Origin of the sequence: Streptomyces puniciscabiei, from assembly GCF_006715785.1 — a bacterium.
Lineage (GTDB): Bacteria > Actinomycetota > Actinomycetes > Streptomycetales > Streptomycetaceae > Streptomyces > Streptomyces puniciscabiei.
Window position 1 is genome coordinate 3561178 of the sequence record NZ_VFNX01000001.1, and the last position, 14089, is coordinate 3575266.

Annotated in this window: 9 protein-coding genes and 2 pseudogenes; all 11 read left to right on the forward strand. The window is 73.5% G+C overall.

Going from position 1 to position 14089, the window contains the following annotated elements; all coding sequences use genetic code 11:
- Positions 1 to 154: 154 nt before the first annotated feature.
- The 11 genes and pseudogenes from FB563_RS16470 to FB563_RS16520 all read left to right on the forward strand — a co-directional run bounded on the left by FB563_RS16470 (position 155) and on the right by FB563_RS16520 (position 14088).
- Entirely contained in the window at positions 155 to 3094 is a 2940-nt protein-coding gene (locus tag FB563_RS16470) for an FAD-binding and (Fe-S)-binding domain-containing protein (RefSeq protein WP_055708404.1), read from the forward strand.
- Between the two features lie 173 nt (positions 3095 to 3267).
- Positions 3268 to 3434, forward strand: a pseudogene (locus FB563_RS44045) (metallophosphoesterase family protein); the annotation flags it as partial.
- A 75-nt stretch (positions 3435 to 3509) separates the two neighbouring features.
- Positions 3510 to 4631, forward strand: coding sequence for a lipid II:glycine glycyltransferase FemX (locus FB563_RS16480; RefSeq protein WP_055708403.1), 1122 nt, complete (start codon positions 3510 to 3512; stop codon positions 4629 to 4631).
- 109 nt (positions 4632 to 4740) lie between these two features.
- Positions 4741 to 5274 (forward strand): annotated as a pseudogene (locus FB563_RS16485) (ATP-binding cassette domain-containing protein); the annotation flags it as partial.
- Between the two features lie 112 nt (positions 5275 to 5386).
- Complete coding sequence (locus FB563_RS16490) at positions 5387 to 6319, forward strand: EamA family transporter (RefSeq protein WP_055709726.1); 933 nt, start codon at positions 5387 to 5389, stop codon at positions 6317 to 6319.
- A gap of 617 nt (positions 6320 to 6936) precedes the next feature.
- Positions 6937 to 7059, forward strand: a complete 123-nt coding sequence (locus FB563_RS44920) for a hypothetical protein (RefSeq protein ID WP_280116564.1) — start codon at positions 6937 to 6939, stop codon at positions 7057 to 7059.
- 11 nt (positions 7060 to 7070) lie between these two features.
- Positions 7071 to 8060, forward strand: a complete 990-nt coding sequence (locus FB563_RS16500; RefSeq protein WP_142218742.1) for a hypothetical protein — start codon at positions 7071 to 7073, stop codon at positions 8058 to 8060.
- Between the two features lie 85 nt (positions 8061 to 8145).
- Entirely contained in the window at positions 8146 to 8940 is a 795-nt protein-coding gene (locus FB563_RS16505) for a TIGR03084 family metal-binding protein (protein WP_055707872.1), read from the forward strand.
- Positions 8937 to 10613 carry an acyclic terpene utilization AtuA family protein gene (locus FB563_RS16510; protein WP_055707873.1) on the forward strand — a complete coding sequence of 559 codons (1677 nt, stop codon included), beginning with the start codon at positions 8937 to 8939 and terminating at the stop codon, positions 10611 to 10613. Before FB563_RS16505 ends, FB563_RS16510 begins: the two co-directional genes overlap by 4 nt.
- A complete protein-coding gene (locus tag FB563_RS16515; RefSeq protein WP_055707874.1) occupies positions 10610 to 12208 on the forward strand; it encodes an acyl-CoA carboxylase subunit beta in 1599 nt (532 codons plus the stop codon). Before FB563_RS16510 ends, FB563_RS16515 begins: the two co-directional genes overlap by 4 nt.
- A gap of 26 nt (positions 12209 to 12234) precedes the next feature.
- Positions 12235 to 14088, forward strand: coding sequence for an acetyl/propionyl/methylcrotonyl-CoA carboxylase subunit alpha (locus FB563_RS16520; RefSeq protein WP_055707876.1), 1854 nt, complete (start codon positions 12235 to 12237; stop codon positions 14086 to 14088).
- Position 14089 lies beyond the last annotated feature (1 nt).

Below are 14089 nucleotides of genomic sequence, written 5' to 3' on the forward strand. Positions count from 1 at the left end.
TCGGAGAGTATCGCGGTGGGCGAAACCGGGCAGAGCCTTGTCCGTCCGATGAGACAAGATCGTCGAGGCGTGGACTTGTGAATCAGTACGACGATATGCGCGGGCCTGTGGAAAACTTTCGGTGACTGTCCGTGAGCGGATGCATCCTGGACGCATGACGGATCACGCGGGTCTCGAAGGTCTCGAAGCGGAGCTGCGCGGCGCCGTCCGGGGCGAGGTCGGTTTCGACACCACCTCCCGGGCGCTGGTCACCATGGACGCGTCCAACTACCGGCGGGTGCCGGCGGGCGTCGTGGCGCCGAGAGACGCCGACGACGTGGCCGCCGTCCTGGAGGTCTGCCGGGCGCGCGGAGTACCGGTGGTGGCGCGCGGCGGGGGCACGTCGATCGCCGGGCAGGCGACCGGCACCGGCGTGGTGCTGGACTTCACCCGGCACATGAACGGCCTGCTGGAGCTCGACCCCGGCACCCGTACGGCCGTCGTCCAACCGGGGCTCGTCCTCGACCGGCTCCAGGAGGCCGCCGCGCCGCACGGTCTGCGCTTCGGCCCCGACCCCTCCACGCACAGCCGGTGCACGCTCGGCGGGATGATCGGCAACAACTCCTGCGGCTCCCACTCGGTCGCCTGGGGCACGACCGCCGACAGTGTGCGGGAGCTGTCCGTCGTCACCGTGCGCGGGCGCCGGCTGCGGCTCGGCCGGGACTGGGCCGGGGCACCGGACGGGCTGCGCGAGCTGGCGGAGGGCGAACTGGCGCGGCTGCGCACCGGCTTCCCGGAGCTGCCCCGCCGTATCTCCGGGTATGCGCTGGACGCGCTGCTGCCCGAGAAGGGCGCCGATGTCGCCCGCTCCTTCTGCGGATCCGAGGGCACCCTCGCCCTCCTCACCGAGGCCGTCGTCCAGCTGGTGCGGGCCCCACGCGCGCGTGCCCTGGCCGTGCTGGCGTACGGCGACGAGAGCGCCGCCGCCGAGGCCGCCGCCGGACTCCTGCCGCTCGGCCCGCTGACGGTGGAGGGCATGGCGGCCGACCTGGTGCGCACACCGGCCGGACTGCCCGAGGGGGGTGCCTGGCTGTTCGTGGAGACCGGAGGGGAGTCGGCGGCCGAGGCACGCGCCCGTGCCGAGGCGATCGTCCGCGCGGCCGACGTCGACGACTCCCTGGTGGTGACCGACCCGGCAGCCCAGCGGACCCTGTGGCGCATCCGCGAGGACGCGAGCGGCACGGCCACCCGTATGCCCGACGGCAGTGAGGCCTGGCCCGGTTGGGAGGACTGCGCGGTGCCGCCCGCCCGGCTCGGCGCCTATCTGCGGGACTTCCGCGCCCTGCTGTCGGCGCACGGCCTGCGCGGCACGCCGTACGGCCACTTCGGTGACGGCTGCATCCACGTCCGCATCGACTTCGACCTGCTCACCGGGCCCGGCATCGGCCGCTTCCGCCGCTTCTCCGAGGAACTGGCCGACCTGGTGGTGGCCCACGGCGGCTCCCTGTCCGGGGAGCACGGCGACGGGCAGGCCCGCGCGGAGCTGCTGCCGCGCATGTACGGCGCGGAGACGGTCCGGCTCTTCGAGCGGGCCAAGGCGGTCTGGGACCCCGACGACCTCCTCAACCCCGGCATGCTGGTCCGCCCGGCCCCGCTGGATGCGAACCTTCGCTTCTCCGTCCTGCCGGCGAAGCCCGTCGACGTGGCCTTCGGCTACCCGGCCGACGAAGGCGACTTCCGCGCCGCCGTCCGCCGCTGCGTCGGCGTCGCCAAGTGCCGTACGACGTCCGTGTCCGGCCCCGCCGTGATGTGCCCGTCCTTCCGTGCGACCGGCGAGGAGGAGCACTCCACGCGCGGCCGGGCCCGGCTGCTGCACGAGATGCTGGCCGGTGAACTGGTCACCGACGGCTGGCGCTCGACGGAGGTCCGTGACGCCCTCGACCTGTGTCTGTCCTGCAAGGGCTGCCGCTCGGACTGCCCGGTCGGCGTCGACATGGCCACCTACAAGGCCGAGTTCCTGCACCACCACTACGCCGGCCGGCGCCGTCCCGCCGCCCACCTCACCATGGGCCGGCTGCCGCAGTGGCTGCGCTGGGTCGCCCGCACCCGCACGGCCCCGCTGCTCAACGCCCTCGCCTCGGTACGCCCGTTGGCCCGGGCCGGCAAGCGTCTGGGCGGGATCGCGGCCGAGCGGGATATTCCCCGGCTGGCGGCGCGGACGTTCACCGGCTGGTGGCGCGGCGGGAGGCCGGTCCGCGGCGGTGCCGGGGAGCAGGTGCCGGGGGGCTCGGGCCCGGGGGACCTGGTCGTGCTCTGGCCGGACACCTTTACCGAGCATCTGTCGCCCTCCGTCGGCCGGGCCGCCGTGCGCGTACTGGAGGCCGCCGGGCTGCGGGTGGCCCTGCCGCCGACGCTGCTGCCGCGCGGGGCGAGGATCGGCGGGCGCGGGCTCGGCGACGGCCGGACCAGGTCGGCCGCCGCGCTGCTCACCGCCCGCCGGGCACGGGTCTGCTGCGGCCTCACCTACGTCTCCACCGGCCAGCTCGACCGCGCCCGTACGGTCCTGCGGCGCACGCTGGACCTGATGGAGCCGGTGCTGCGGGCCGGGGTCCCGGTCGTCGTCCTGGAGCCCAGCTGTGCCGCGGCCCTCCGCACCGACCTGCCCGAGCTGCTGCACGACGACCCGCGCGCGGCCCGGCTCGCCTCCGCCGTCGTCACCTTCGCCGAGGCCCTGCAGCGGCACGCCCCGCACTGGACCCCGCCCGCCGTGGACCGTCCGGTCGCCGGCCAGACCCACTGCCATCAGCACGCGGTGCTCGGCGACACCCCCGACCGCAGACTGCGCGAGTCCGCCGGGCTCACCGGCGAGCTGAGCGGCGGCTGCTGCGGCCTCGCGGGCAACTTCGGCTTCGAGAAGGGCCACTTCGAGGTGTCCAGGGCCTGCGCGGAGGAACAGCTCCTGCCCGCGGTCCGCGCAGCTCCCGAGCGGACGGTGATCCTGGCCGACGGCTTCTCCTGCCGCACCCAGCTGCAACAGCTGGCCGGGGTGCGGGGGCGGCACCTGGCGGAGGTACTGGCGCAGGCGCTGGATCAGGAGACCAGGGGCTCGGAGTGACCGTGCGGGCCGGTGTCCGGTGGAGGCGGTGCAAGCGAGAGACGGAGGCGCGAAGTGCCCGAGGAGGACGGCAGGTCGGCCGTGCCGTCCGGCATCCACGGCGTGCTGCCCGTCCTGGGAGCAGGGCGAGAGGGCGCTGTGGCCCCTGGGGAACCCTGCCGTCCGGTATCGGCGCGGTCGTGTGCGGCCACACCCACATGCCCTATGTCCGTCGGCGCAGGGCCGTCCGGTGGCCGCCCCCGGCAGTGTCGGCATGCCCTACGGCCGCCCCGGTGCCCACTGGCGCCTCCTGGGCCCCGGCACCGACCTGCGGGTGACGTCGTACGACATACCGGCGGCATGGGGACCGAAGCACGGGCGGGGTGGTTCGTAGGGTGAGGTGACCGGTTGATCTTGTGATTGCGAAGGAACGCGCATGTCCCTCACCCTGCGGACCATCTCCCCTGCCGAGCACCTCGCCTTCGTGGCGGGCCGCCCCTCCGTCAGTCATCTGCAGGTGCCGTCGTGGGGGGACGTGAAAGCGGAGTGGAAGGCGGAGAGCCTCGGGTGGTTCGAGCCGGACGGGCGGCTCGTCGGGGTCGGGCTGGTGCTGCTCAGGCCGCTGCCGAGGATCAGGCGCTACCTGGCCTATCTGCCGGAGGGGCCGGTCATCGACTGGGACACGCCCGAGCTGGAGCGCTGGCTGGAGCCGATGCTCGCCCATCTCAAGGGGCTGGGCGCGTTCTCGGTGAAGATGGGCCCGCCCGTGGTGACCCGGCGCTGGAGTCCCGAGGCGGTCAAGGCCGCGATCGCCGACCCGGACGCGCACCGGCTGCGGGACGTGCCGCCGACCTCGTCCGAGCAGCGCGGCGCCGACCTGGCCGAGCGGCTGCGCCGGATGGGCTGGCGGCAGTCGGAACCGGGCGGAGAGGAGGGCTTCGCCGCGGGCCAGCCCCGGTACGTCTGCCAAGTGCCGCTCGCCGGGCGGTCGTTGGACGACATCCAGCGGGGCCTCAACCAGCAGTGGCGGCGCAACATCAAGAAGGCGGAGAAGGCGGGGGTGAAGGTCGTCCGGGGCGGCTACGAGGACCTGCCGGTCTTCTACCGGCTGTACACCGAGACCGCCGAGCGCGACCGGTTCCTCCCGCGCCCGCTGTCGTACTTCCAGCGCATGTGGACCGCGCTCACCGCCGAGGACCCCGACCGGATGCGGCTGTACCTCGCCCACCACGACGGCGATGTCCTCGCCGCGGCCACGATGCTGACCGTCGGCGGGCACGTCTGGTATTCCTACGGCGCCTCCACCGCCCGCAAGCGCGAGGTGCAGCCGAACAACGCGATGCAGTGGCGGATGATGTGCGACGCCCACGAACTCGGCGCGCACGTCTACGACTTCCGGGGCATCACCGACACCCTGGAGGAGTCCGACCACCTCCTCGGCCTGCTGCGCTTCAAGGTGGGCGCGGGCGGCGAGGCCGTGGAGTACGTGGGCGAGTGGGACCTCCCGCTGAACCGCCTGCTGCACACGGCACTCGGCCTCTACCTGGCCCGGCGCTGATGCCGCCGTTAAAAGGCGGTCCTCAGGCTCATGAGAGAACTCTCAGCTTCGGGGGCCGTCCCTCAGGATTCACCAAGCTATTCACAGCGTCCCTTTGCCATTTTTGACCTCCGGCGGCCAGCTGCAGCGCCTGGCCATCGCCCGCGCCATCCTGCGCGACTCCCCCGTCCTGGTCCTGGACGAGCCGACGACGGGCCTGGACGCGCTGGCCGCCCGCCGCGTCGTCAAACCCCCGCGCCGCCTGATGACCGGCCGTACGACGATCATGATCACCCACGACCTCAACCCCGCCCCCGACGCCGACCGCATCCTCGTGGTCGACCGCGGCCGGATCGTGGAGACGGGCCGCCACGACGAACTCCTGGCCCGGGGCGGGCCCTACTGGCGGCTGCACCGCTCGCAGAACAACGCGGCGATGGACACCGGCGAGCTGCGCATGCCGCTGTGGGGGGAGCGGCAGACGCCGGGGCCGGTGTACGAGCCCGCGCCGGCGTACCAGCAGCCGTACGGTCACGGCCCCTACGCGCATGAACCCCACGCGCATGACCCCTACGCCCAGGACCCGTACGCCGCCCCCGTCCCCACCACTCTCCCCGACGGCCGCCCCCTCCTCCGTGACGAGGAGGCCTGGCCGGGCATCTGACTTCCAGCATCCGGGACAGTTCCTTAAAGGGTTCACGCACCTGTCAAAGTCCATTACCCTGGACCCAGTAGTACATCGAGCTGAACGAACCCGATCAAACACAGGACCGCCCGTGACCGCCACCTCCAGCACCGCAGCGCCCACCTCGGTCACCCCCCTCGGAAGGCAGAGCCGCTTCGGTTCGCTCGGCCCCGTGGGCCTGGTGCTGGCCGGCGGTATCTCGGTCCAGTTCGGCGGGGCCCTGGCGGTGACCCTGATGCCTCGCGCCGGTGCGCCGGGCGTGGTCACCCTCCGCCTCCTCGCCGCGGCGATCGTCCTCCTCCTGGTCTGCCGCCCCCGGCTGCGCGGCCACTCCCGCGCCGACTGGGGCACGGTGATCGCCTTCGGCATCGCCATGGGCGCGATGAACGGCCTCTTCTACGAGGCCGTCGCCCGCATCCCGCTGGGCCCGGCGGTCACCCTGGAGGTCCTGGGCCCCCTGACCCTCTCGGTCCTGGCCTCCCGCCGCGCGATCAACGCGCTGTGGGCGGCCCTGGCCCTGCTCGGCGTCTTCCTGCTGAGCGGCGGAGGCTTCGGCAGCCTCGACCCCACAGGTGTCGGATTCGCCCTGGGCGCCGGCGCCATGTGGGCGGTCTACATACTCTTCAGCGCCCGTACGGGCCGCCGCTTCCCCCAGGCGGACGGCCTGGCCCTGGCCATGGCCGTAGCGGCCGTCCTCTTCCTCCCGATCGGCATCGCCTCGGCGGGCTCCCGCCTCCTGAACCCCACCACCGTCGCCCTCGGTTCCGCCGTGGCCCTGCTCTCCTCGGTCCTCCCCTACACCCTCGAACTCCTGGCCCTGCGCCGCCTCCCCGCCTCCACCTTCGCGATCCTGATGAGCCTGGAACCGGCGATAGCGGCAACGGCCGGCTTGCTGATCCTCGGCCAGTCCCTCTCCCTGCCCCAGGCCGCCGCCATCGCGTTGGTCATCGCGGCGAGCATCGGCGCGGTCCGCACCCAGGTGGGGCGGGGCAAGGCCAGGGTCGAACCGGCCCCGGAGGCCTGACGGGCGCGTGACCTCGCCGCTCCCCGTGAGGGGCCGGTCGACGTGACGAGCATCGACCGGTTGACCCGCTCGCACGACCAGCGCATCGTCAGGGGGAGTCGCGATGCCTCTGCGGCGTGGTCGGGCGCCGTGCCGTGCGGCCCCGCTGTGCGGGCAGGCGCCGGGGGTTCTGTCAGTCCCGTGCCTCCGCTCTCGCCGTGGCCGCGGCAGCGACGGCCGGGGCAGGGGGCGCGGGCCGGGCCGGCCGAGGAACTCGGCGAGGTCCGGGGTGGTGGCGGGCAGGAAGCCGTGCCGGACGGCGGTGGCGATCGAGGTGAGCATGGGCGGCTGGAACGGCGGCAGTCCGGGGCCGTCGTCGAGGAGTCGGCGCCGGTGCTCGGCCGGGCTGATGGTGCGGTGCGCGACCCCCGGCCGACCGGCGACCTGCGCGGCGGTGATCGGCATGCCGACAAGGTCGTACACGCCCCGCGTGCCGGTCCGGATCCGCCGCGACGATCGCCGCCGCCCCGGCGAGATCCGCGCGCGACCGCGGCCAGGCGCCCTCGCCGAACGCGGACTCCACGACCCCCTCGGCCGCCCACCGGAGCAGGCCGCCGAAGAGCCCGGCGTGCAGGCCGTTGAGCAGAATCGTGCACGGCAGTCCGCTCTCCCGCACCAGGCGTTCGGTCGCCCGGTGCGCGAGCGCGAAACCGACCCGCCGCGCCTACGACGAGACCCACCCCGACCACGACATCCGCTGAGGACCGCCACCGTGCCGCGTACCACCCCGCCCCGCCCCCTCGACATAGAGGCGATCTTCCCCGAGCTCTCCGCGATGCGCCGGCCGGCCACACGGCTGCACCCCCGGCGCGGCACACCCACGGCCGGTGACAGCTCGGTCGGCGGCCCCATGCTGTGGCCCGCCGACGAGCCCTGGCCGGTGTGCACGGTGCCGCACAAGCGCCACAGCGGTTACCGGTACGCCGATGTGCTGCGTGAGCGGGAGATCCAGGAGCGGGCCCTGCGGCGCGATCCGCGGGGGACGACGCGCGAGGAGGACCAGGAGATCGCCGGGTTCAGGCGCGGCCGACACGCCCCGCAGCTCTCCGACACGGACCCCATCCCGCTGATCGCCGTCGCCCAGCTGTACCGGCGCGACGTCCCCGGCCTGCCCGACACCGGTGAGGGCGACCTGCTCCAGGTGTTCTGGTGCGGATACGAGAGACACGGCGACAGCCGCCATGAGCCGTACGTGCATGTGCGCCGGCGCCGCTCCCAGGACGTCGGCGCGGTCCTGACCGAGCAGCCGGTACCCGAGGTCGTCGGCCGCACCGAACTCGTCCCGGCCCCCTGCGTCCTGCACCCCGAGGAAATCACCGAGCTCCCCTGGTTCGAGGAGCTCGAACTCTCCCTGCAGGACCGCATCGCCGAGTGGGCGGGACCGGACGACGAGGGCGACGGGTACGTCTCCGATCTGTCCATCGCCCCCGGCTGGAAGGTCGGCGGCCACATCGCGTGGAACCTCACCGGCCCGACGGCCCTGAACTGTCCCACCTGCGGCGCGGAGCTCTTCCCGCTCCTCACCGCGGCGTCCTGCGAGTGGGACTCCAGCACGACGAGCTGGATCCCGTACGAGGACCGGCCGACGGCGGATGCCGGACGGGCCTGCGGCCCCACGGAGGTCTCGCCGGGGCGGGGCCGCCTGGTCGTCGCCGTATGCCCGGGCGACCCGCGACACCCGGTCCGGCTGATCAGTCAGTGACCGGACGAAGGCCGCCCGAGACCCGGCCTCACCAATTCATGCAAGCATGCTTGATTGTTTTTTGCTCCGCTGCCATGCTCCCCCCATGGCCGACCCGACGCCCGTCATCGACGACCTGCGTGCCGAGAGCGACGAACTGGACCGACTGATTGCCGAGTTGACGCCGGAGCAGTGGAGGCTCGCCACCCCCGCGCCCGGCTGGACCCTCGCCCACCAGATCGCCCACCTCGCCTGGACCGACCGCTCGGCCCTGCTGGCCGTCACCGATGCCCGTGCCTTCCAGGCGCTGGTCGAGAAGGCGCTCGCCGCCCCGGACTCCTTCGTGGACGAAGGCGCGGAGGACGGCGCCCGGCTCCCGCCCGGCGAGCTGCTGCGTACATGGCGCACCGGACGGGACGCCCTCGACCGGGCCCTGCGCACCGCACCACCCGGCGCCCGTTTCCCCTGGTACGGCCCGCCCATGTCCGCAGCCTCCATGGCCACGGCCCGTCTTATGGAGACCTGGGCCCACGGGCTGGACATCGCCGACGCCCTGGGTGTGGTGCGCCCACCCACCGACCGGCTCAGGCATGTGGCGCGGCTCGGGGTCCGTACCCGGGACTTCGCCCACACCGTCCACGGGCTCACCCCTCCGGTGGAGGAATTCCGGGTGGAACTGACGGCAGAAGACGGCGAGGTGTGGGCATACGGCCCCGAGGACGCCCCCCAGCGCGTCACCGGCCCCGCCCTCGACTTCTGCCTCCTGGTCACCCAGCGCGCCCACCGGTCCGACCTCGCCCTGAGCGCCGTCGGCCCGGACGCCGGCCGCTGGCTGGACATCGCACAGGCCTTCGCGGGCCCGCCCGGCAGCGGCCGCCCGTCGAAGGGGGACCCGGCATGACCGGCTTGCGCATCGGCAACTTCTCCGGCTTCTACGGCGACCGTTTCGACGCCCTGCGCGAGATGCTCACCGGCGGCGAGATCGACGTCCTCACCGGCGACTACCTCGCCGAACTCACCATGCTGATCCTCGCCCGCGACCGGCTGAAGGACCCCGGCGCCGGTTACGCCCGCACCTTCCCGCGCCAGCTGGAGGACTGCCTCGGCCTCGCCCACGAGCGCGGGGTGCGGATCGTCACCAACGCCGGGGGGCTCAATCCGGCCGGACTGGCCACCGCCGTGCGGGAGTTGGCCGACCGGCTCGGCATTCCGGTGCGCGTCGCCCACGTCGAGGGCGACGACCTCACCGCCTCCCACCCCGGCACCCTCGCCGCCCACGCCTACCTCGGCGGCTTCGGGATCGCCGAGTGTCTGCGGGCCGGTGCGGACATCGTCGTCACCGGGCGGGTGACCGACGCGGCCCTCGTCACCGGGCCGGCCGCCGCCCACTTCGGGTGGGGACGAACGGACCACGACCGGCTGGCGGGCGCCGTCGTCGCCGGGCATGTGCTGGAGTGCGGGACGCAGGCCACCGGCGGCAACTACGCGTTCTTCCGCGAGGGGGACGTACGCCGGCCCGGCTTCCCGCTCGCCGAGATCCACGCCGACGGCAGCAGCGTCATCACCAAGCACCCCGGCACCGGCGGCCTGGTCGACGTCGGCACGGTCACCGCGCAGCTGCTGTACGAGACCGGCGGCGGCCGGTACGCCGGGCCCGATGTCACCGCCCGGCTGGACACCGTACGGCTGAGCCAGGACGGGCCGGACCGGGTGCGGATCGAGGGGGTGCGGGGCGAGGCGCCGCCGCCGACCCTGAAAGCCGGGCTGAACCGGCTCGGCGGCTTCCGCAACGAGGTCGTCTTCGTCCTCACCGGACTCGACATCGAGGCCAAGGCCGCCCTCGTGCGGGAGCAGCTCTCCGACGCGCTCGCCAAGTCGCCGCCCGCCGAGGTCCGCTGGGAGCTGGTCCGCACCGACCGGGCCGACGCCGGCACCGAGGAGACCGCGAGCGCCCTGCTGCGGCTGGTCGTACGGGACGCGGACGAGCGGGTCGTCGGGCGGGCGCTCAGCGGGGCCGCCGTGGAGCTGGCGCTGGCCAGCTATCCGGGGTTCCATGTGCTGTCCCCACCGGGGAAGGGCTCGCCTTATGGGGTCTTCGAGGATGTGGCAGTACCCCATGGCGCCGTGGACCATATGGCGGTCCTCCACGACGGACGGCGCGTCCCCGTGCCGCCACCCCAGGAAACCCGGCCGCTGGAGGCCGTACCGGAGCCGGCCCTCCCCGACCCGCTCCCGCCCGGTCCGACGCGCCGCGCACCCCTCGGGCTGGTCGCCGGGGCCCGCAGCGGGGACAAGGGCGGGAACGCCAACGTCGGCGTCTGGACCCGCAGTGACGAGGCCTGGCGGTGGCTCGCGCACGAGCTGACCGCCGAGAGGTTCCGGCAGCTGATACCCGAGAGCCGGGACCTGCCCGTCACCCGGCACCTGCTGCCGAACCTCCGCGCGGTCAACTTCGTCGTCGAGGGCATCCTCGGCGCGGGCGTCGCCGCGCAGGCCCGCTTCGACCCGCAGGCCAAGGCCCTCGGCGAATGGCTGCGCTCCCGCCACCTGGACATCCCGGAGGTTCTGCTGTGACGGTTCTGCACACCTCCCTCGACACTGCGAGCCCCGAGCACCGGGCCAACCGCGAGGCCATGCTCGCCAAGCTCACCGAACTCGACGCCGAGCACGCCAAGGCCCTCGCGGGCGGCGGCGAGAAATACGTGCAACGGCACCGCAGGCGCGGCAAGCTGCTCGCACGGGAGCGGATCGAGCTGCTCCTCGACCCGGACACGCCCTTCCTGGAGCTGTCCCCGCTCGCCGCCTGGGGGAGCGACCACACCGTCGGCGCCTCGCTCGTCACCGGCATCGGCGTGGTCGAGGGCGTCGAGTGCCTGATCACCGCCAACGACCCGACCGTGCGCGGCGGCGCGAGCAACCCGTGGAGCCTGAAGAAGGCCCTGCGGGCGAACGACATCGCCCTCGCCAACCGGCTGCCCTGCATCTCCCTGGTGGAGTCCGGCGGCGCCGACCTGCCGTCCCAGAAGGAGATCTTCATCCCGGGCGGCGCCATCTTCCGCGACCTGACCCGGCTCTCCGCCGCCGGCATCCCGACCGTGGCGGTCGTCTTCGGCAACTCCACCGCCGGCGGCGCCTACGTCCCCGGCATGTCCGACCACGTGATCATGGTGAAGGAGCGGGCCAAGGTGTTCCTCGGCGGCCCGCCGCTGGTGAAGATGGCCACCGGCGAGGAGAGCGACGACGAGTCCCTGGGCGGCGCCGAGATGCACGCGCGTGTGTCGGGCCTCGCCGACCACTTCGCCGTGGACGAACCGGACGCGCTGCGGCAGGCGCGGCGGGTGGTGGCCCGCCTCAACCACCGCAAGGCCCACCCGGACCCCGGTCCCGCCGAGCCGCCCAAGTACGACCCGGAGGAGCTGCTGGGCATCGTCCCGGGCGACCTGAAGACCCCCTTCGACCCGCGCGAGGTCATCGCCCGGATCGTCGACGCCTCCGACTTCGACGAGTTCAAGCCGCTGTACGGGACCAGCCTGGTCACCGGCTGGGCCGCCCTGCACGGCTACCCGGTGGGCATCCTGGCCAACGCGCAGGGAGTGCTCTTCAGCGCCGAGTCGCAGAAGGCCGCCCAGTTCATCCAGCTCGCCAACCAGCGCGACATCCCGCTGCTCTTCCTGCACAACACCACCGGCTACATGGTCGGCAGGGAGTACGAACAGGGCGGGATCATCAAGCACGGCGCGATGATGATCAACGCGGTCAGCAACAGCCGGGTCCCGCACCTGTCCGTGCTCATGGGCGCGTCGTACGGCGCCGGGCACTACGGCATGTGCGGGCGGGCGTACGACCCCCGCTTCCTGTTCGCCTGGCCCAGCGCCAAGTCCGCCGTGATGGGCCCGCAGCAGCTCGCCGGGGTGCTGTCGATCGTCGCCCGGCAGTCCGCGGCGGCGAAGGGACAGCCGTACGACGAGGACGCGGACGCCGCCCTGCGCGCCATGGTGGAGCAGCAGATCGAGGCCGAGTCGCTGCCGATGTTCCTTTCCGGGCGGCTGTACGACGACGGCGTCATCGACCCGCGCGACACCCGTACCGTCCTCGGCCTGTGCCTGTCCGCCATCCACACCGCGCCCTACGAGGGCGCGCGCGGCGGCTTCGGCGTCTTCCGGATGTGACGGTCATGACGGATATGAGGGGTTCCGTGATTTCGACACTGCTCGTGGCCAACCGGGGCGAGATCGCCTGCCGGATCTTCCGCACCTGCCGTGAGCTGGGGATCCGGACGGTCGCCGTGCACTCGGACGCGGACGAGAACGCGCTCCACACGCGCGTGGCCGACACGGCGGTACGGCTGCCGGGCGCGGCGCCCGCCGAGACGTATCTGCGCGGCGACCTGGTCGTGAAGGCGGCCCTCGCCGCAGGCGCGGACGCCGTGCACCCCGGCTACGGCTTCCTCTCCGAGAACGCCGACTTCGCGCGTGCCGTCCTCGACGCCGGACTGGTGTGGATCGGGCCGCCCCCCGAGGCCATCGAGGCGATGGCGTCCAAGACCCGCGCCAAGGACCTGATGGGCATCGCGCCCCTCGACGCGGCCGACGTCACCGAGGCCGACCTGCCGGTGCTGGTGAAGGCGGCCGCCGGCGGCGGGGGGCGCGGCATGCGGGTCGTGCGCCGCCTGGAGGAGCTGAGCGCCGCACTGGAGGGCGCACGCGCCGAGGCCGCGAGCGCCTTCGGCGACGGCGAGGTCTTCGTCGAGCCCTACCTGGAGCGCGGCCGCCACGTCGAGGTGCAGATCCTCGCCGACACCCACGGCACCGTCCGGCCCCTCGGCACCCGCGACTGCTCCCTCCAGCGCCGCCACCAGAAGGTCATCGAGGAGGCCCCGGCACCCGGCCTCTCCGAGGGGCTCACCCAGGACCTGTACGCCCTGGCCGTACAGGCCGCGAGCGCCGTCGCCTACGTCGGCGCGGGAACCGTCGAGTTCCTGGTCGCCGACGGCCGCGCCCACTTCCTGGAGATGAACACCCGCCTCCAGGTCGAACACCCGGTGACGGAGGAGGTGTTCGGCGTCGACCTGGTGGCGGAACAGATCCGGATCGCCGAGGGCCACGCCCTCGCGGAGGACCCGCCACGCGCGCGTGGCCACGCGATCGAGGCCCGCCTGTACGCCGAGGACCCCGCCCACGACTGGGCCCCGCAGACCGGCACCCTGCACCACCTCGCCCTGCCGTCCGGCGTACGCCTGGACACCGGCTACACCGGCGGCGACACCATCGGCGTCCACTACGACCCGATGCTCGCCAAGGTCGTCGCCCACGCACCCACCCGCACGGAGGCGATCCGCCGGCTCGCCGGCGCACTGGAGCGCGCGGAGATCCACGGCCCGGTCACCAACCGCGACCTGCTCATCCGCTCCCTGCGCCACGAGGAGTTCGCGGCGGTCCGCATGGACACGGGCTTCTACGACCGCCACCTCGCCGCACTGACCGAGCCCACGCCCGACCCGTACGCCCCCCTGGCCGCCGCCCTCGCCGACACCCACGGCCGCTCCCGCTTCGGCGGCTGGCGCAACCTGCCCTCGGGGCCGCAGGTGAAGCGGTACGCGATGGCGGGGCAGGAGCACGAGGTCCGCTACCGGCACACCCGGCAGGGCCTCGCGGCCGACGGGGTGCGGGTCGTGCAGGCCGGGCCGCGCCTGGTCGTCCTCGAAGTGGACGGCGTGGAGCGCCGGTTCACGGTGGCGGCGTACGGCGACGAGGTCCACGTCAACACCACCCGGCTCACCGCCCTGCCCCGTTTCCCCGACCCCGCCACCCAGCTCGCCCCCGGTTCCCTGCTCGCGCCGATGCCGGGCACGGTCGTACGCATCGCCGACGGCCTGACCGAGGGGGCAACGGTCCAGGCCGGCCAGGGACTCATATGGGTGGAGGCGATGAAGATGCAGCACCAGATCTCGTCACCGGTCACCGGCGTGCTGGGCGCTTTGCACGCGGAGACCGGTCAGCAGGTGGAACCAGGAACGTTGCTCGCCGTAGTGCAGGAAACCTCTTCTTAGG

Coding starts and splice junctions, on each gene's coding strand:
- FB563_RS16470 (WP_055708404.1), top strand. CDS start 155: ATGACGGATCACGCGGGTCTCGAAGGTCTCGAAGCGGAGCTGCGCGGC.
- FB563_RS16480 (WP_055708403.1), top strand. CDS start 3,510: ATGTCCCTCACCCTGCGGACCATCTCCCCTGCCGAGCACCTCGCCTTC.
- FB563_RS16505 (WP_055707872.1), top strand. CDS start 8,146: ATGGCCGACCCGACGCCCGTCATCGACGACCTGCGTGCCGAGAGCGAC.
- FB563_RS16510 (WP_055707873.1), top strand. CDS start 8,937: ATGACCGGCTTGCGCATCGGCAACTTCTCCGGCTTCTACGGCGACCGT.